Source organism: Pelagibacterium sp. (assembly GCF_048264985.1).
Taxonomy (GTDB): domain Bacteria; phylum Pseudomonadota; class Alphaproteobacteria; order Rhizobiales; family Devosiaceae; genus Pelagibacterium.
The window spans coordinates 455,859-474,941 of record NZ_JBLXCL010000001.1 but is presented as its reverse complement, the minus strand read 5'-3'; the positions used below and the strand labels follow the sequence as shown (position 1 = coordinate 474,941).

The window sequence follows — 19,083 nt, the reverse complement described above, 5'->3', positions numbered from 1 at the left end:
CCATGACGACTCGCCTCTACGCAGCCATCGAGCGCTTTGCAACTGCTGGACACTTCACAATTGCACGGGGCAGCCGAACCGAGGCCGTCGTGGTATCGGTGCGGATCGAAAGTGACGGTCTTTCGGGCTACGGCGAATGCGTACCTTATGCCCGTTACGGCGAAACGCCGGAGACAACGCTCACAACGATCGAGGCCCTTGCACCAGCAATCACCAAGGGATTGAGCCAAGCGGAACTTCAGGATGCCCTACCGCCTAGTGCCGCCCGAAACGCTATCGACTGCGCGTTTTGGGATCTCGCGGCAAAAAGAGCTGGCATTTCCGTAGCGGAACTGGCGAACATAAATGTGCCAGATCGGTTCGAGACTGCGTTCACAATCAGCCTTGGCACACCCGAGGTCATGGCGGAAGCCGCAGCGAAAGCACGGGCGATGCCTCTACTTAAGGTTAAGCTCGGCGCGCCCGGCGACGCCGCGCGGCTTGAGGCAGTGCGCAAGGCGGCACCCGATACACGGCTGATCGTTGACGCCAATGAAGGCTGGCAAATTACCGAACTGCCCGCTCTGTTCAATGTTTGCGCCGCGTGCGGGGTAGAGCTGATCGAACAGCCTCTTCCCGCTGCCAACGACGCTGTCCTGGCAGACATCACATGCCCCGTCCCCATCTGTGCCGACGAAAGTGTCCACGCACTGGCAGGATTGGACGAACTGATCGGACGCTATGACGCCATCAACATTAAGCTCGACAAGACTGGAGGCTTGACCGAGGGCCTGAAAGTGGCACGACACGCAAAAGCCTTGGGCCTTTCGGTCATGGTTGGCTGCATGGTCAGCACGTCCCTATCGATGCTTCCGGCCTGCCTTTTGGCATCATATGCCAACTGGATCGATCTCGATGGGCCACTGCTCCTCGCCAAAGACCGTGCTGGCGGACTGGTCTACGCAAATGGCACCCTATTAACCGGCCAATCAAAGCTCTGGGGCTGAAGATCTATCGAGGATGGGTCACATCACGGGTGCGCCGCAAGGCATCGACAGTCTGCTCATAGCGCTGGCTGGCCACACCCAGGAAGAGACAATCCACAATGGCAAGCTGGGCAATGCGGCTGACCATCGCGCCCGCGCGAAGACGGCTCTCGCGGGCCCGGCTCACCAAGCGCTCATCGGCTGTCCGCGCCAATGGCGAGTCCGGTGATCCTGTCACTGCAACCGTCAGTGCGCCAGACTGGCGCGCGATCTCGATGTACCGAACCGTGTCTGCCGTCGTGCCCGAATGAGAAAAGGCCAGCGCAACCGTGCCGGCGGGCGAGAGCAGCGCAGCTGTCCAAGCCTCGTGCGGATCAGTGAGCAAAAACGCGTTCCGACCGATGCGAAACAGCTTGTGATGTAGATCCTGGGCAACAAACTGACTTGCACCAATTCCAAACAACAGAATGCGATCCGCCTGATCAACTGCTGCAACGACACGCTCCAGCGCGCCGTAATCAAGGCCCGAAACGGTTTCATCAATCGCGAGGATTTCCAACGACGCCACTTTTGAGGCCATTTCCTGGAGAGTGTCAGATTGGGCGATTTCCGCTCCGAGGATGAGATCACTACCAAACTGGGCTGCCTCTTTGCCGAGTTCGGTGGCCAGCGACATGCGCAATTGCGAGTAGCCGGACAGGCCGAGGGCACGACAGAAACGCACTATCGATGCCACCGACGTGCCACAGGTCGCAGCCAGCTCTGAAATCGTTTGCTCCAGAACGACCTTTGGCTGCTCGCGGATCACCGCGGCCACCCTTTGCATGGCCGGGGTCAACTTGCCGGCCGAGGCTTCAATTGTCGATTGTATCCCCAAAACCTACTTCCTCCAGCCCAATGATCTGCTCGCACCTATTGAAACAAAAGTTCAGGGCATCCAGCAAGTGTGAAAATTATTGACAGACGGTTCTGTGACTTCATAGGCTCTACTCTGGAGATCAGCATTCCATGCCGCGCCCGCTTGACCCTGCGTCCAGCTTGCAAATGGCAAATGAAAACGGGTCTGATGGCTGCATTTCGGTCTCGATTAGGAGGGGCCGTACTAAAGGAGGGAATACCATGCACATAAACACAACACGAAAAGTGTTGGCAGGTCTGGCGGTAGCGACTGCCCTGTCGACAACAGCAATTGCCTTGCCGGTCCAGGCCGACACATTGCGCATGGCGTGGTCGCAGGACGCGACCGGGCTGGATCCGCATAAGCAGACGGCTTTCTCGTCGCTGCGCCTGCTCGAGCTGGTCTATGAACCCCTTGTCCGGCTCGACGCCGAGCTCAACGTGGTTCCGGCTATTGCGTCGGACTGGACGTTTTCCGAAGACGCCCAGACACTGACCTTTACGATCGACCCCAATGCCAAATTTTCAACCGGCGCACAGGTGACTTCCGGTGACGTCAAGGCATCGTTTGAGCGTTTGCTTGACGAGGCGACCTCTGCAGCCGCCCGCTCAAATTTCGTCTCGATCGCGAGCATCGATACGCCCGATGACAGCACAGTCGTCTTCAACCTGAGCGCGGCGGACGTCCCTATCCTTGTGGCAATGGCCACGATCAATGCCGCCATCATGCCGGCGAGCGAAATCGAAGCAGGGTCAATTGGCACGACAGCAATCGGATCGGGCCCATTCACGCTCGATAGCTGGGAACCCAATTCCCGCGAAGTGCTGAGCGCCAATCCCGAATGGGCTGGTGGCGAGTTGGCCATCGACGGTATCGACATCTCGGTTCTTCCCGACGAGACGGCAATCCTGGCGTCTCTGCGTGCTGGGCAAATCGACTTCGCACTGCTCAATGACCCGCTGATCGCAACCCTTGTGCCAAACGAACCCAACCTCGAACTCAACCGGGTCGGCGTGCTGGCGTATAATGTGCTCCAGCTCAACCCGTCGCGCGAGCCGATGGACAACCTCAAGGTGCGCCAGGCCATGTCCTGTGCCATCGACCGCCAGGGCATCATCGACGCTGCACTGGCCGGTGAAGGCAAGGTAACCGGCCCCTTGACCATGCCCGCCTTTGCGCAGGACCCTTCCGATCTGTTCTGTTACGAGCAGGACCTGGATATGGCGCGTCAGCTGATGGAAGAATCCGGCGTCGATGGTTTTACAGCCAAGGTCATCGCCGCAACAGGAGAACCCCCTGTTGCCGCTTCCGAGGCTCAGGTGCTGCAGTCGCAACTGGCCGAGATCGGCATCAATCTCGAGATCGAGATGATGGAACTCAACGTCTATGTCGACACGTGGCTGAGCGGCGAGTTCGACATGGCTGTCGCCCAGAACGGCGGCCGGCCGGATCCATATCCGATGTATAACCGCTATTTCACCGCTGAAGGCAATCTGGCCCACGTTTCCAACTTTGGCGACGAGACGTTGGACAGCCTGATGAAGCAGGGCCAGACAGAGACCGACCCGGCGACGCGCGTCGAGATCTTCCAGGCGTTCGAACGTCACCTGGCCGAGCAGGCACCGTGGCTCTGGCTTTCGACGGGCTACAGCTATACGGCTCAGCGCAACACGGTTTCCGGCTTTGAATCGTCACCGACCGGCACCCTGTTCGGGCTGACCAAAGTTTCGATGGACTAACACAATAGAGGGCCGGTCTTTGGACCGGCCCGCCTAGCGGGTATTTTCGATGCGTTATGTGGTTCAGCGACTGCTGACCTTCCCACTGATCCTTCTCGGTGTGTCGCTCATTGTCTTCGTGTCGATCCGGCTGATACCCGGCGATGCAATCGTTGCCATGCTGGGCACCGAGGCCGGACTGCTAACGCCCGACCAGCGGTCGGCGCTGGCTGCGTATTTCGGCATTGATCAACCGATCTGGTCGCAATATCTGCGCTGGCTTGCCGGCTTGTTTCAGGGCGATCTGGGCATTTCCTCGATCTATGGAAAACCCGTCCTGACCGTGATCCTTGAGCGGTTCCCGCTCACGCTGCAACTTTCACTGATGTCCATGGTGATCGCGCTGGGTACCGGCGTGCCCCTTGGCGTGCTTGCAGCTTCCCGAAATGAGCGCCCGAGCGATCTTGTCGTGCGCGTTCTCGCCATGCTCGGCCAATCCACGCCCAATTTCGTCGTCGCCATCCTCATCATCTATGTGCTCTCGGTCTATTTCGGCTTTGTCCCCGCCATGGGCATCTTCACCCCGTTCCATGTCGACCCGCTGGCCAGCGTCAAACAACTGATCTTTCCCGCCATCACGCTTGGCTTTGCCTTCGCGGCCTCGGTGACCCGCATTTCACGCGCGGCAATGCTCGATGTGTTGAGCGACGACTATGTCCGCACCGCGCGTTCAAAAGGTGCATCCCCTGCTCGTGTCATATGGCGTCACGCTCTGCCCAACGCGATTATCCCCGTTGTGACTCTTTCCGGTGTCGAATTCGGCTATCTTTTGGGTGGCGCTGTGATCGTTGAGCAGATTTTTGCTTTACCCGGACTTGGCCGACTGGTGCTCGACGCCATCACACAGCGCGATTATGCGCTGGTACAGGGCACTGTTCTGTTCATTGCCTTCAACTTCCTTGTGGTCAATCTGCTGGTGGATCTTGCCTATGTGGCGCTGGATCCGCGGATCCGGATCGGGGGGCGCTAATGGGCAGCTTTGCAAAGGCCGTAATCCGCCACCCATCGGGCCGAATCGGCGTTGCCATCATCACAATTTATCTCATCATCGCAATTTTGGGCGCGGCGGGACTGACCCCGCACGATCCTCTCAAGCTATTTGCCATCGACAGGCTGAAGGCTCCCAATTCCACCTATTGGTTCGGCACCGACCTTTTGGGGCGCGATGCCTTCAGCCGGCTCATGGTGGGGATCAGGCAATCGATGATCATCGCCTTTGCCTCGGTCGCATGCGCAACATTGGCCGGCACTGTCATCGGGCTTTTGTCTGCATGGTGGGGCGGCATCTGGGATGGGCTTTTCATGCGCATCATGGACGTCTTGCTGGCCTTCCCTGCCATCTTGCTGGCGCTTTTGATCATCGCCATCGTGGGTCCGGGAACAATGACGAGCGTCGCCGCCATCGGTATCGTCTATACGCCGATTTTCGCGCGCGTCGTGCGCGGCCCGGCGCTCTCGCTCAAGCAGCGTGACTTCGTCGATGCGGCGCGGACCTTTGGCAGTGCACAATCCTACGTCCTGACGCGTCATCTCTTGCTCAACCTTGTTGCGCCGCTGGCCGTTCAGGTCACGCTCGCTCTTGCGTGGGCGCTCCTGACCGAGGCGGGGCTGTCGTTCCTCGGGTTGGGCACTCAGCCGCCAACCCCCTCCCTCGGCCTTATGCTCGCTGAGAGCCGCAACCTTATGCAGCAGGCGCCCTGGCTCATGATCTTCCCGGCGATCACCATCATGGTCGGCATTCTCGGATTCAACCTCACTGGCGACGCACTGCGCGACATACTCGATCCCCGGACCCAGAGGAGACAGGCATGACGTCTCTGCTTTCAGTCAGCGATCTTCACGTTGGGTTTGGCCGCGATCCCAAAGCCAGTGAAGTCGTAAGGGGGGTCAGTTTCGATCTCGAGCCCGGCGGCACTTTGGGCATCGTAGGCGAATCCGGCTCCGGCAAGTCAGTGACTGCACTCTCGATCAATCGTCTGGTCGATTTTGGCGGCGGGCGTATCACATCGGGCTCAATCATGCTTGACCGAGCCGATAGCACTACACTTGATGTCACCCGGGCCGACGAAAGGACGCTGAGAAGCATCCGTGGCCGCGATGTCGGCATGATATTCCAAGAGCCTATGACCTCGCTCAATCCGGTGCATACGATTGGCGCCCAGATCGAAGAAGCATTTCGCCTTTCCAAGGGCCTGTCGCGTGATGCAGCGCACAAGGCCAGCCTTGAGGTCCTCGACAGGGTTCGTATTCCCGATGCGCGATCGCGGCTGAAATACTATCCGCATCAATTGTCCGGCGGCATGCGGCAACGGGTGATGATTGCCATGGCATTGGCGTCGAGCCCACGCCTTCTGATTGCCGATGAGCCGACCACAGCCCTAGACGTTACTGTACAGGCCCAGATCATGGCCCTCCTGGCCGAGCTTCGCGCCGAAACCGGCATGTCGATGATCTTTATCACTCACGATATCGGGCTCGTGGCAGGCATCGCCGACCACATAATGGTGATGCAGAACGGCCTTGTTGTCGAGCACAACGAGACGGACAGGGTTCTCGACAATCCGCAACATGACTACACACGCCACCTCCTGCGGGCGGTCCCCCATTTCACCGCCGGCAACGCTGTGCGCGATGATGGGGCGCGCCAGCAAACCAAAGATCCGATCATTACGGTCGACGATCTCGTCGTACGTTTCCCGATCGGAAAAGGGCTATTCAAATCCAGCGGTGCGATCCACGCAGTCGATGGCGTCAGCTTTGACCTGATGCCTGGAGAAACTCTCGGTATCGTAGGCGAAAGCGGATCGGGCAAGTCCACGACCGCACGCGCCATTCTTGGCCTCAACAGCACGCAACGCGGCAACATCAAAACGCTTTCCGGCCATTCCCGGCGGCCTGTGCAGATGGTATTCCAGGACCCTTTTGCTTCGCTCAACCCCCGGCTCAACGTCGAAGCCCTGCTCGCGGAACCCGCACTTGCCAACGGACAGAAGCTTGATGCTGCCCTCAAGGCGCGGATGCACTTCCTGCTCGAGCGGGTCGGGCTGCCGGTCGATGCGCTCTCGCGTTATCCCCACCAGTTCTCGGGTGGCCAACGCCAGCGCCTATGCATCGCCCGCGCGCTGATGCTCAATCCCGACGTCGTGGTCCTGGACGAAGCGGTTTCTGCGCTGGACGTTTCGGTCCAGGCACGCGTTCTTGAATTGCTCGTGGACCTGCAGCGCGAGTTTCGACTGGCCTATCTGTTCATCTCGCATGACATGGCCGTGGTTGAACGGATTGCGCATCGCATTGCAGTGATGTTCGCCGGTCAGATCGTTGAAATCGGCGATGCCCGTGCTGTCCTTGCCGACCCGCAACACAGCTACACGAAGCGCCTGATCTCGGCGGTCCCGGCCATCGAGCGCCGCAAGCAGCATTTTGCAGTCGATGTGACCCAGGTCCCCTCCCTTGTGCGTCCCGCGGGATATGAGCCGCCGCCAGCCCATTGGCATGAGGCCGGAGACGACCACAGCTACCGTCTTGAGGATATTCGATGACCCAGATAGACGCCCGGCTTGACCGCGCTTTCGCTTCACTCGAAACAGCAATCTCCAATGGCCGCATTCCCGGTGGGGTTTTGGGCTTGGTCGATGCCGACGGCAACCGCGCAGTACGGAGCCTGGGCCACGCCCAGACCGTCCCTGAACAGCGTGCGATGACCGATCAGACGTGGTTCGACCTGGCCTCGTTGACCAAGGTGCTGTTTACAACCGAGCGCATACTTGGCCTGGCCGAAGCTGGAACTATCGACCTCGATGCGCCGCTCACCAGCGTATTGCCTGATTTCCGGCACTACAATCTGGACAATTGGGAACGCAAGGTCACCTTTCGCCAATGTCTTGGCCATCAGACGCCGTTTCCCGCTGTCTTTCCACTCTATACCTATGGCCGCGATCCCGACTTGCTGCGCACTTTCCTGCTGCAGCACGAATGGCCGGCAGGTCCAGCAGTGTATTCGGACATCAATTTCATTTTGCTCGGACTGGCTCTGGAACGTATCGAGGGTCGTTGGGTCCGTTCTATGAATCCCGGAAAGGGCTTTGCCTGGTCCTCCGACCCGGCCAACAGCGCTGCCTCCGAGGATTGCTACTGGCGCCATCGCGTTCTGGTGGGCGAGGTACATGACGACAATTGCTCGGCGCTTGAGGGCGCAGGTCATGCGGGCCTCTTCGGCACGGTTTCCGCCGTGCTCGATTTCGCTGCCGAAAAACTGGCAGGATCTGGCGCCGATGCGCTGATCCGCACTCCCCTTTCAGGCCGCCGGACCCATGGCTGGGAGCGTCCCTATGAAGGGTGGTCAGGCGGCGAGCATTGCTCGCCAGCAACAATCGGCCATACAGGTTTTACCGGGACCGGACTTTGGATCGATTTCGATCGCGGTCACGCATGGAGCCTGCTCACCAATCGCGTGCACCCAACGCGCCATTTCGACAGCGGCATCATCGGCTTGCGGCGTGAAGTAGGCGACATCATCAACGCGGGTTAAGGAGAAAGTCATGGAACCGCTCTGGGCCATTGGTCTGATGACGGGCACTGTGCTCGACGGCAACATCGATGTGGCGCTTTTGCGCACCGACGGTGAAAATATCGAAAGCTTCGGCGCCTATACGCTTGCCCCTTATCCGCAGTCGATCCGCACGCTGCTCGAGGACACACTCGCGCAGGCGCGCATATGGAACTTTGAGGGCCCAGAGCCTGCAATATTTGCTGAAGCCGAAGAGGCGCTGACCCGTGCCCAGTCCGCAGCGGTACTCGATCTGGTAAAACAGGCCGGACTAACGCCGGACGAAATCGGCGTTATCGGCTTTCATGGCCAATCCGTACTCCATCGAGCGCCTCAGCCCGGACGCATCGGTGCGACACGTCAGTTGGGCGATGGTGCGCTGATGCACAAACTGACCGGCATTCGTGTCGCCTTCGACTTCCGCTCTGCAGATGTGCGCGCCGGCGGCCAGGGTGCTCCGTTGGCCGCCCTGTATCACCAGGCGTTGTTGCGCAGGATCGACGCCACTGACGGCAAGACGGCAGTTCTCAATCTCGGCGGCGTTGCCAATGTAACCTGGTGGGATGGCAAGGATCATCTTGTTGCCTTCGACGCTGGCCCTGCCAATGCGCCCATCAACGATTTCGTCAAGGACCTTGGCCTTGGCGACATGGATGAGAACGGTCAGATGGCGCTCCGCGGGACGGTGGATGAGGCACGGCTGGAAAACCTGCTGACCCATCCCTACCTCACTACCCCTTATCCCAAATCGCTCGACCGTTTCGATTTTCTATCAACCATGGCCGAAGGTCTTGGAGCTGAAGACGGCGCAGCCACGCTTACAGCATTCACAACAGGCGCTGTGGGCAAAGCTCTTGATCTCTTGCCGCAGCGACCGGAAAGGCTCATCGTTTGCGGGGGTGGTCGTCACAATCCGGCGATCATGGCAATGCTGGGCACCCGTGCATCTGTGGAGGCACTGCCGGCCGAGGATGTTGGTTGGCGCGGCGATGCCGTTGAAGCTGAGTGTTTTGCCCTACTCGCCGTGCGGGTGTTGCGCGGTTTGCCGATAAGCTTTCCCACCACCACCGGCGCTCCTGCCCCGCTTACGGGCGGCATCCTGGCCGCCTAAGCGATACGAACTTTAAAGGCAGTGAATTACGTCACTGCCTTTCCTGTCGAAACAGCCATGACGCCGACGAGGCGTCACCATTCAGCGATGGACCCGTCGCGGTGTCGCCAAACGGGAGCCCGCCAGCGATGGCCGGTCTGCGCTGCCTGTACAACAGCGCCTTCGTCCACTTCAATGCCCAGACCCGGGCCACTCGGAATGTCCAGCATTCCGTCCGCAAAATTGAAGCCAAATCCCGGCAGTGTGTAGTCCCCCAGATCACCCTGCTCATTGTAATGAATGCCCAGGCTCTGCTCTTGAATAAATGCATTGTGGCAAACGGCGTCCACCTGCAACGAAGCAGCCAAGGCAATCGGACCAAGGGGACAATGCGGAGCAAAAGCAACATCGTAGGCCTCCGCCCAGTGGCCGATACGGACCATTTCTGAAATACCGCCAACATGGGCGGTATCGGGATTGATCACCTGCGCTGCACGCAATTCAAACACGCGTTTGAAATCATAGCGACTGTGCAGACGTTCACCTATACACAACGGAATTGATGTCGCGCGCGACAGGTCCGCCAGAGTTTCAACCATCGCCGAAACGACAGCGTCCTCAACGAACATCGGACGCAACGGCTCCAACTCCTTAAGCAGCACCCGCGCCATCGGCGCATGCACACGCCCGTGGAAATCCAGGGCGAGATCCATTGTCGATCCAACAGCATCGCGCAGCTCGAACAAGGTCCTGAGAATGCCATCGACCTTGGCGTAGGTATCGACGATCTGCAATTCGGAGCAGACGTTGAACTTGCAGGCATCATACCCCTTGTCGCGCAGCGCCAAAGCATCGGCGACAAGATTTTGGGGTCTGTCACCCCCGATCCAGCAATAGGTCCGTACCCGGTCACGCACTGGCCCACCAAGCAATTGGTGGACAGGGACGCCCAATGCACGGCCCTTTATGTCCCAGAGCGCCATATCCAACCCTGAGATCGCACTCATCAGTACAGGGCCGCCGCGGTAACAGCCATTGCGGTATAGCATCTGCCAGATATCTTCGATCCGGCGAGGATCGAGCCCGATAACGAAATCGGCAAGCTCGGCGACCTTTGTGGCAAGTGTTTCGGCGTGCCCCTCGAGAACAGGCTCCCCCCATCCCGATATGCCCTCGTCCGTCTCGACCTTGAGAAACAGCCAGCGGGGTGCAACCACGAATGTACGAAGCGCAGTAATTTTCATTTGTGCGAACCCTTTGAAGGCATCAGGCTTAAAAAAGACCGGTCAGGCGATCGTCCCAGTCCGAGGTATCAATGCCCAGTCCGCATGCGTGACCTTCAAGGGCTTTCAGCCCGAACCTGGTAGGCGCCATGGCGCCGGCACGCTGGCAGAACGCAATGTCGTTGCGCAGGCAAAACAACAACTTCCCGTACGTTGTCAGGGCCTCGAGCGATTGCAGGACAAACGTCGCCATCGGCAATACACGCCGATATATCTCGCGCGCCTCTTGTTCTCTGCCTGCACTCATGTGGTCCCACAGGGCAACAAGATGGTCGGCGTATTCCGGCGCGGGTATATTGCCGGCGACGCCCGCAGCGACACAGTCAACGAGTTCGATGCCACCTCGGCCCGACAGCACTTGAGCACGCCCCGCCAGACGCACGACGAGGTCTGCGGTTTCGGTTGCTGAGACTTCCTGCTTTACCCCGATAATCCGATTGTGCCGCGCGGCCAGTTCGACAATGGCCCCCACGCTCAGCCCCACACCGATAAACTGCGGCATATTCTGGAGCGCAGCGGGCATTGAAGTGGCCTCCAGGACGCGGGAAAATGCAGCGACCAGACCTGCCTCATCGGTTGCACTCGCCGGCGGCTGCAGCGCCACCCAATCGGCACCTACGGCTGAAGCGTGCTCGACAAATTCGATCTGTTCATCGGGCGTTTGCGCAAAAACCGTCACGCCCAATGGGACGCGTCCGGCAATGTCCTCGACGTTCCACTCGACGATCTGGCGTCGCTGTTGGGCATTGAGGTGGCGGACCTCTGTGGCCAGGCCGAGGGTGGCGATACCAGCTGCCCCTTGCCCAATGCAAACGTCGATCTGGCGCCGCATGGCGCCGCGATCCAATGCGCCATCCGCATCGAACAGGGCGTAGATAATAGGATGTATGCCCTTTGGCAAAATCGACACTCAAAACCTCCAGGGACGGCCAGCCATATTGGCGGCCCGAATGGTTCACGTTGTGCGCTTGCCAGTGGCGACGACGTTTAGAAGCGGTTCTCCAGCGGCAGCCCGCTGCAGATTTTCGGCAATGATCGCAACGCGCCTCGAGGCTGTACCCTCAGTCCAGCCCGAGATATGCGGTGTCATCGACACGTTGTTTAGCGCGCTGAAGTCAAAATGGGACGGCTTGGGATCAGGGTCGTCAAGACGATCAGGATAGCGATACCATACGTCAATGATCGCACCGCCGATCCGCTCACCCGCAAGCGCCTCATAGAGCGCGCGCTCGTCGACGACCGGGCCGCGCGCGACGTTGATCAACACGCCTTCCGTTCCCAACGCTTCAAGCGCATTCTCGCCGATCAGACCTCTTGTTTCCGGGGTGAGGGCTGCGGCAATCACGGCGAAATCGCATTGCTCGAACATTGCGGGGATGTCGGATAGCGCAAAACAGCCCTCGAGTTGGTCATCAAAGGCCGAGGACGAACGATTGGCAGCAAGCACCCGGACACCAAGGGCCTTGAGCATGCCCGCCAGCTCGCGTCCGATGCCGCCATACCCAACGATACCCACGGTTGCGCCGCGCAACTCACGGTGCGGTGCGCCGCCAAAACGACTTGAGCGCGCCCAGGAGCCAGCGCGCAAACCTGCATCGGCAGATCGCAATTTCTGGCACCATTCGAGCATCTGAGCGAGGCAATACTCGGCGACAGCGGTCTCGTGCCCGGCGACGTTGGCAATTTTGGCACCGAGGGGAACGTGCTCTGCCTGGATTCCATCCCATCCGATTCCCGGCACCTGCAGAAGTTTCAAGTCTTGCGGCAAGGGCAAATTGTCCGCTGTACTCACTGCGATAACTGCAAACACATCGTTGAACGCTTCGGCCATGCCCTCTTGAGTCTGGCTTGCCGCGACCGGGAAGATTTCAAACTCATCCCCAACGCTTTCTTGCAGTTGCCCCAGCCGATCTGCAAAGGCGACCCCGAAGCAGGCAACGCGTTTTTTACTGAGGGAGGGGGTATCAGACACGCAAATCTCCTGCTGACATATATATCTTCTTCAAGGCATCGACAGCATCGAGCAACTCATCCAGAGCGCCCAGGCTCGCCGGCACATCACCAGCCACTACCGCTGTGATGAGCTGCTGATGGATGGGACCGGTCACATTGAACCCGGCTCCACCACTGCGGCCCAACGCAAACCCGAGGCGTCGGCTCACGCTATGCAAAGGCTGGGCGATCTTGGCTGCCACGGGATGCCGCGCCGCAGCATTGAGGGTCTGGTTCAAGAGGTTATCAGTGCGAATGAAAGCCAGCGCGTCGCCATTGTCGGTCGCCTCCTGAAAGGCAGGCTTCAGTCTTTCCAACCGTCGCCGATCTCGATCATCTGAGTACCGGGCGGCCCGTTCGACGATTAGGCGTTCGACGTGACGGCGCACTTCAAGTGTCATGACAATCACTTCGAAGTCGATGGGCGCGATCAGGATGCCGTTGCGCGGCAGGATTTCGATGAGGAATCCTTGGGACAGGCGCAACAACGCCTCTCTGACGGGAGTTCGGCCATATCCGGTCAATGCGCACAAGCCGCGCTCGGTAACCCGACTGCCAGGGGCGAGCTCAAGAGTGACGATTTTTTCTTCGATCATCTGAAACGCGGTGTCCGCCAGACTTTCGGTAAGGCCCCCGACTGTGCTCATTTGGCCCCTTGCCCCCGATTTTTGCGCCAAATGAACATGACGATCGGCGTAAAGCAAATGATCAGCGTCAGCGTCGCAAGGCCCATTGAAAGTGGACGTTCGACAAAGGCCAACACATCGCCGCGCGCGCGAATGAGCGAGTTCAGAAAGGTTTCTTCGAGCATCGGTCCCAACACCAGCCCCAGTATCGCTGGCGCGAGCGGGTACTGATGTTTTTCCATCACAAACGCCACAAGTCCGAGCACAAGCATCGTGACGATGGCGAAATGGGTATTCTCGACAGCAAACGCGCCAATGATACAAAACGCCAAAACTGCAGGCATCAACATGTGACGCGGCACGCGGATCACGCGCTGAAATGCACTGATCGCGACAAGCCCCAAAGGCACCATCAAAATATTGGCCAGAAGGAACGATGCAAACACGGTGTTGATAAGCAGCGGGTTCTCGATGAATACCGTCGGTCCGGGGTTCAATCCTTTGAGGAAGAACACGCCGATGATAATTGCAGTAAGGCTGTCACCTGGGATACCGAACACAGTGGCAGGTATTAATGCCCCCCCAACCGCTGCATTATTCGAGGTTGTTGGTGCGACGAGTGCATCGGGAACACCGGTGCCATATCTATCGCCAATCTTTGAGAACCGCTTGGAGATGGCGTAGGAAATATAGGCTGCGATGTCGGCGCCAGCGCCCGGAATGGCGCCAATGACAACCCCAACAGCCGACCCTTGCGCCACATCCCGCTTTAAGCGAAGCAACGTCGAGCCAACACCAGACAGCAGGTTGCCGAGAGCTTGTATCGGAGGCGGCGCTATTTCCCGCGGAGAGAGGGCGTAGCGTAATACCTCGGGTATCGCGAACATCCCGATTAGCACGGGGATAAAAGCAAGTCCGCCGATCAGATCGTTGTTCCCAAAGGTAAGCCGCACCTGCCCGGAAACCGGATCAAGTCCGACCTGAGCAATGGCCAGGCCAAGCATCAGGCTTATGCCGCCCTTGTACCACTTGCCGCCACTGACCGCGACGGCTGCGGTCAGGCCAAGGCAGGCGAGCCAGAATTTTTCATAGCTTGAAAACTGCAACGCTATCCGGGCGATCGCAGGCGCGGCAGTCAACAACACCAATGCACCGATAACGCCACCGATCGCCGAGCAGATCACACAAAGGCCGAGCGCAAGCCCACCCTGCCCCCTGCGCACCATCAGGTATGAATCATCGACATAAGCTGCCGATGCCGGCGTTCCAGGAATCCGCAACAAGGCCCCGGGCAGATCCCCTGCAAAAATCGCCATCGCCGCAAGGGTCATAACCCCGGCCAGCGCGGGCACGGGATCAAGGAAAAATGCAATCGGAATGACGAGCGCAACCGCCATCGAAGCACTAAGACCCGGAATGGCCCCCATGGTGAGCCCGTAAATACCGGCGCCAAGCATGACCAGCAGAACTTGCGGTGTCAGCAACTGCAGAAAAGCCTGCCCCATCATCTCCATGTCAGGACACCTGCATAATTGGCCAGCACGCCCCATGGCAGAGTTACGCGCAACACTTGGTAAAACACGATGTGGAGCAATACGGTCAGCGCGATACCAAGTACGACCGAGCGCACAAGCTTGCCTGAAGCAATGAACGAGAGCCCGCCGACAATAATGGGCATGGTCAGCAGAAATCCAAGCACTGGAGCAAGCGCAACATAGACCAGAGGCGCCGCCGCGAACGCAGCAAACAGAATGATCCTGCGACGATCAAGCGTCTCCCGGAGTTCAGGCTGTTCTGAGTTTATTTCACCCCCGCCAACCGGTGCGCGCGCGGCATCAAAAGCGGCCAACCCCGCCAGAGCGATCATGATCCAGCCGACAATCGTCGGAAACAGGGCCGGCCCAAATTCGATATGCGCTACCGGTTCCAGACTGGCGGTGTTGACGATCAATGTGGCGCCAAGCAGCCCGAAAGCACCTGCGACACCAAGCTGTCCAAGTTGCATCACCGACCCTCCCAAGTCCCGGCGCAAACAACCTCGCCCGATTTAAGGGCGAGGCCAAAGATCACTAGAGTTCAAGAACCCGGACCAGCTCGCGAACGCTGGATTCCTCGTCGGCCATGAATGTGCCGAACGCATCGGCATCGCGCCAGCGCAGACCAAAACCACGATCGGTCATGGCGCTCTGGAATTCGGGATCGTTATAGACGACCTCAAGCGCCGCTTTGAGCTTTTCAGTGACGTCCTCGGGAAGCCCCGCCGGACCGACCAGACCGCGCCATGCGCCGAGTTCGAGCTCCATGCCCGTTTCTTCCAAGAGCGTTGGAATATCGGGAAACGCTTCGAGCCGCTCCGACCCGAAGACCGCAAGGCCGCGAACAAGGCCTGCCTCGATCAGCGAACCGGCTTCCGGCACTGAACTGGGCACGACATCGAACCCACCGGCGACCATTTCCTGAAGCGCCGCCGCAGCGCCCTGTCCCGAAATCATACGCACCTGAGACAGATCAACATCATTGGCATCGAGCAGTGAAGCGAAAGCCAGCGGCCAGGAGCCGCCACACCCACCCCCACACGCGATGTCATAGGCACCCGGGTCAGCCTTGATGGCCTCCAGCGCAGCATTGATGTCAGCCCATTCCGAATCAGCACGGACATGAAAGCCGGCAGGGTCGAAATTGAACTGACCGATCGGCGTCAGATCTTCGGCGTCAAAGTCACCCTGCCCCATCGGGCTGTAATGGGCAAAATTGTAGATTACGCCAAGGGTGTAGCCGTCGGGTTCAGCAGTGGTAATCGAGGTAAATCCGACAACGCCGCCGCCCTGGCCCTGATTGACCACGTTAACGGGCTGGCCGAGCTGCTCCTCCAGACCAAGCGCTAACAACCGCGCTGTCGCATCGGTACCGCCGCCGGCGCCCGCCGGTGCGATAATCGTGATTGGCCGCTCCGGCCACTCTTGCGCCACTGCAGGCACAGTCGCAACAAGACCAGTGGCCAGAACAAGGCCAGCGCTAAAAAGTTTAGACATTTTCATCTCAGGCTCCTCCCTTTGATATGCATTGATATATCAGATGAGAAGCGAGCGTCAAGCAGCCCTGTCTGGCTCCACTTAGACAAGGCTTGGTCGCGAGGTCATGAATTGACTGTCGGGCGCGTTAGTGTTGGCTAACGCGCGCCAAGCGCCGTCATAATTCTTCCCTGCGCTCAAGCTGCAGCTTGCGAAATGACCGCGCCATCGGTCGGCGGGCTCCAGTAGTATCCCTGGCCGTATTCGCATCCGAGATTTTTGAGGACTTCGGCTTGAGTCGCGTGTTCGATCCCTTCGGCAAGAACGCGCTTTCCCATCGTGTGAGCGATACCGATAATGCCAGTGACAATACCGGGCCGGGCGCCTGGAACGGCCAGTCGATCGACGAATGACTTATCGATCTTGAGAATGTCGAACGGCAATCGATCAAGATAGGCCAGCGATGACTGGCCCGTCCCGAAATCGTCGATAGCGATCGTGATTCCCATCGATCTCAGCGCCTCGAGTTGTTCAATCACGTCTACCCGCGTGGACATCGTCGCTGTCTCGGTAATTTCCAGTTCCAAACGACTGGCAGGAAGTTCGGCAACATCAAGCGCAGCCTTAACGTCAGCAACGAGATCCCCAAGTTCGAAATGCATTGCCGAGATGTTTACTGCGACACGCATCCCATTCGTCCACAGCGCCGCCGTCCGGCAAGCTTCAACCAGTATCCAACGGGTAATATCCACGATCATGCCGGTTTCTTCAGCAATCGGCAGGAATTCTCCCGGCGGGACAATTTCATCATCGCGCCGCCACCTCAGAAGCGCTTCGGCACCAATGGTTGTGCCGGTTCGCAGGTCGATTTGTGGCTGGTATTGCAAGAGAAACTGCCCCCCCTCCAGAGCAGTTGCAAGCTTGGCCTCCAGTGTTCTATTGCGCGAAACGCGCGCCGATTGAGACCCATCATAGATGGCGAGCCGATTAAGGTTTCGTTTTTCGTTGGAAACAAGAGCGGTTTCGGCGCGACTTAGCCAGGTTTCTGGAATTTCCGCGCGATCTGCCTCGGCATAGCCGGCGCTCAGGCCAACTGCCGCCATATGCCCCTCAAGATTGAAAGACACACGTGTCGTATCAGCGATTTTCTCGAACTGGTTCGTTATTGTCCCGTCCGACAGGGCCGCTACGGCAAATTGGCCCTGCCCCAGATGTGCGACAGCGGAAAACCCGCAGGCGTGCAGCCGGTCGGCAAATTGACGCAAAAGCGCGTCGCCCAAGCCGTGGCCAAGACTGGCGGTAATTGTGCCGAAGCGCTCGAGCTGAACAACGAATACACCGGACGCTTGGCTCTCCCCCGCCATGATGTCGTACAGACATTCGACGAATCCGGCTCGCGATAAGGTGTCTGTAGTGGGGTCGTGCCGGGCCAAGTAGCGAAGCTTTGCCTCATTTCGCTTGCGTCCAGTGATGTCCCTGAACGTCACAGTGACAATGCTCTGCTTTCGCTCGCCAAACGTGCTGTGCGTCACGACATACTCAATGGTGCGCAGCAGGCTGTCCGTTTCGACGATTGCTTCGCCCTGCACGCTCGCCCCGCCGTTCAGGGCCTGACGTATTGCGTTGCCAATTTCGAGCGGCAAGACACGCAACAGGTTCTGCCCGGCCAGGTCGCGGGCAAGAAACTCGGTTGCGAAGCGGCTTGCAGAGATGATCTCGCCATTGGGTTGCGCTATCAAAACGCCATCGTAATTGTCAGTAATCACTTGCTTGAGCATGGCCCGAAACGCGTCGCGTTCGCCACCGAGTCGCTGAACCAAAAAACCCAATATGCTTGTATCGAGAACGACAGTGCCGATAATCAGCGCTGCAGCTCCAACATGGTAGATACCGGTGGGCAGCATCACTGCACTTTCGAGATACAGCGCGAGCCCCAGGCCCTCGACTGCGAGCGCACTGACAACAATGGTGCCGATCCGCACAATTGGGCCTTGGATAGGCAGAGCGATTTGAAGCACAATTAACACGATCGCGGCGCCGATCATCCACCACTGGGACACATTGACCAGCCCCCGGCCCGCGATTGACGTCTCTGCCGCCAATATTTGAATAACTGCCCCAGGCAATGGCCCCTGGTTTGGCGTGAAGAAAAGATCTTTCAGCTCGAGCGCAGAAGCCCCCATGACGACGTGTTTGCCAGAGATCTGTTCGGGCGCGATGGAACCATCAAGCAGATCTTTTGCCGAAACGCGCGGTATGGAGTTGGCGTCGATCCCATAATCGAGCGTCTGATAAAAAAAACTCTGACTGCTTCCTGCCAGTGCCGTGGCAAGGGACGGAATAGTGTGCTCTTGATCTTGTGCATGGGAAGGCACCGCCCGGACGACCCCAGAAGCATCGGTTAGCGCACTTACAGAAAACATGTCCGAGTATTCTAGAAATCGTGGATGCGTGAGTACGGGTTTACCGTCTTCTGACCGCTGAAATGCGGCAAGATAGGCATACCCGCCTGCTGCCTCCAGAGCCGCAGCCAATGCATCGTCGTTGGCATCATCACCTGTCGCCGAAAAATCGATATCTACCCAGATATCGTAAGCACCCAACTCAAGTACTCTGTCGACGAATTGAGCGTAAACCGCCCGCGGCCAGGGCCAGACACCGACGGCATCGAGAGTGGCGCCGTCGATGTCGAGAAAGACGATATCCTGAGATGCCGTACGCGCACTCTGCCCGAAGCGCCAATCAGCAATATCGCTGTCCAGTGATGCTGTCGCGTTAAACGCAGCCAAGGCAATCAGACCCAGTGCAATAATTACCGCTCCGGCCACCCGGTATAGGCGCTCACGCTGCGATGTCTGGTTCTGTGTTCGGATCATAGCCCGCCCCTGATGACG

16 protein-coding genes are annotated in these 19,083 nt (G+C 58.7%); 7 read left to right on the top strand and 9 right to left on the bottom strand.

Annotated elements, in window-relative coordinates; all coding sequences use genetic code 11:
• Positions 1-2 precede the first annotated feature (2 nt).
• Positions 3-986, top strand: a complete 984-nt coding sequence (gene dgcA / locus ACN0TA_RS02455) for an N-acetyl-D-Glu racemase DgcA (protein ID WP_417579454.1) — start codon at positions 3-5, stop codon at positions 984-986.
• Positions 987-990: 4 nt separating this feature from the next.
• Here the strand turns inward: dgcA and ACN0TA_RS02450 are convergent, their stop codons facing one another.
• Positions 991-1,842: a MurR/RpiR family transcriptional regulator gene (locus ACN0TA_RS02450; RefSeq protein ID WP_417579452.1), complete on the bottom strand. Its 852-nt coding sequence runs from the start codon at positions 1,840-1,842 to the stop codon at positions 991-993.
• Positions 1,843-2,084: 242 nt separating this feature from the next.
• Here ACN0TA_RS02450 and ACN0TA_RS02445 point away from each other — a divergent pair, with 242 nt between their 5' ends.
• From ACN0TA_RS02445 to ACN0TA_RS02420, 6 genes are read left to right on the top strand one after another with little or no spacing between them, the layout of a single operon-like run.
• On the top strand, positions 2,085-3,602 hold the full coding sequence (locus tag ACN0TA_RS02445; RefSeq protein ID WP_417579450.1) for an ABC transporter substrate-binding protein: 1,518 nt from the start codon (positions 2,085-2,087) through the stop codon (positions 3,600-3,602).
• A gap of 49 nt (positions 3,603-3,651) precedes the next feature.
• The gene (locus ACN0TA_RS02440) at positions 3,652-4,611 is read left to right on the top strand and encodes an ABC transporter permease (protein ID WP_417579449.1); all 960 of its coding nucleotides are present in this window, start codon (positions 3,652-3,654) and stop codon (positions 4,609-4,611) included.
• Positions 4,611-5,453: an ABC transporter permease gene (locus tag ACN0TA_RS02435; RefSeq protein ID WP_417579448.1), complete on the top strand. Its 843-nt coding sequence runs from the start codon at positions 4,611-4,613 to the stop codon at positions 5,451-5,453. The genes ACN0TA_RS02440 and ACN0TA_RS02435 overlap by 1 nt, the downstream gene beginning before the upstream one ends.
• Entirely contained in the window at positions 5,450-7,180 is a 1,731-nt protein-coding gene (locus ACN0TA_RS02430) for a dipeptide ABC transporter ATP-binding protein (protein ID WP_417579446.1), read from the top strand. Before ACN0TA_RS02435 ends, ACN0TA_RS02430 begins: the two co-directional genes overlap by 4 nt.
• Positions 7,177-8,169 (top strand): serine hydrolase domain-containing protein, encoded by a 993-nt coding sequence (locus tag ACN0TA_RS02425; RefSeq protein ID WP_417579444.1) that lies wholly within the window; start codon positions 7,177-7,179, stop codon positions 8,167-8,169. Before ACN0TA_RS02430 ends, ACN0TA_RS02425 begins: the two co-directional genes overlap by 4 nt.
• A 10-nt stretch (positions 8,170-8,179) precedes the next feature.
• A complete protein-coding gene (locus ACN0TA_RS02420) occupies positions 8,180-9,298 on the top strand; it encodes an anhydro-N-acetylmuramic acid kinase (RefSeq protein ID WP_417579442.1) in 1,119 nt (372 codons plus the stop codon).
• Positions 9,299-9,372: 74 nt separating this feature from the next.
• On the opposite strand, the gene dgoD is transcribed toward ACN0TA_RS02420, so the two are convergent.
• From dgoD to ACN0TA_RS02380, 8 genes are all read right to left on the bottom strand, one after another.
• Positions 9,373-10,521: a galactonate dehydratase gene (gene dgoD, locus ACN0TA_RS02415; RefSeq protein WP_417579440.1), complete on the bottom strand. Its 1,149-nt coding sequence runs from the start codon at positions 10,519-10,521 to the stop codon at positions 9,373-9,375.
• A gap of 28 nt (positions 10,522-10,549) precedes the next feature.
• A complete protein-coding gene (locus tag ACN0TA_RS02410) occupies positions 10,550-11,470 on the bottom strand; it encodes a dihydrodipicolinate synthase family protein (RefSeq protein WP_417579438.1) in 921 nt (306 codons plus the stop codon).
• A 45-nt stretch (positions 11,471-11,515) separates the two neighbouring features.
• On the bottom strand, positions 11,516-12,532 hold the full coding sequence (locus ACN0TA_RS02405) for an NAD(P)-dependent oxidoreductase (protein WP_417579436.1): 1,017 nt from the start codon (positions 12,530-12,532) through the stop codon (positions 11,516-11,518).
• The gene (locus tag ACN0TA_RS02400) at positions 12,525-13,199 is read right to left on the bottom strand and encodes a GntR family transcriptional regulator (protein WP_417579434.1); all 675 of its coding nucleotides are present in this window, start codon (positions 13,197-13,199) and stop codon (positions 12,525-12,527) included. The genes ACN0TA_RS02405 and ACN0TA_RS02400 overlap by 8 nt, the downstream gene beginning before the upstream one ends.
• On the bottom strand, positions 13,196-14,692 hold the full coding sequence (locus tag ACN0TA_RS02395) for a tripartite tricarboxylate transporter permease (protein WP_417579432.1): 1,497 nt from the start codon (positions 14,690-14,692) through the stop codon (positions 13,196-13,198). The genes ACN0TA_RS02400 and ACN0TA_RS02395 overlap by 4 nt, the downstream gene beginning before the upstream one ends.
• A complete protein-coding gene (locus ACN0TA_RS02390; protein ID WP_417579430.1) occupies positions 14,683-15,183 on the bottom strand; it encodes a tripartite tricarboxylate transporter TctB family protein in 501 nt (166 codons plus the stop codon). Before ACN0TA_RS02390 ends, ACN0TA_RS02395 begins: the two co-directional genes overlap by 10 nt.
• A gap of 64 nt (positions 15,184-15,247) precedes the next feature.
• Positions 15,248-16,210 (bottom strand): Bug family tripartite tricarboxylate transporter substrate binding protein, encoded by a 963-nt coding sequence (locus tag ACN0TA_RS02385; protein WP_417579428.1) that lies wholly within the window; start codon positions 16,208-16,210, stop codon positions 15,248-15,250.
• A 176-nt stretch (positions 16,211-16,386) separates the two neighbouring features.
• A complete protein-coding gene (locus ACN0TA_RS02380; protein ID WP_417579426.1) occupies positions 16,387-19,065 on the bottom strand; it encodes an EAL domain-containing protein in 2,679 nt (892 codons plus the stop codon).
• Between the last annotated feature and the right edge of the window lie 18 nt (positions 19,066-19,083).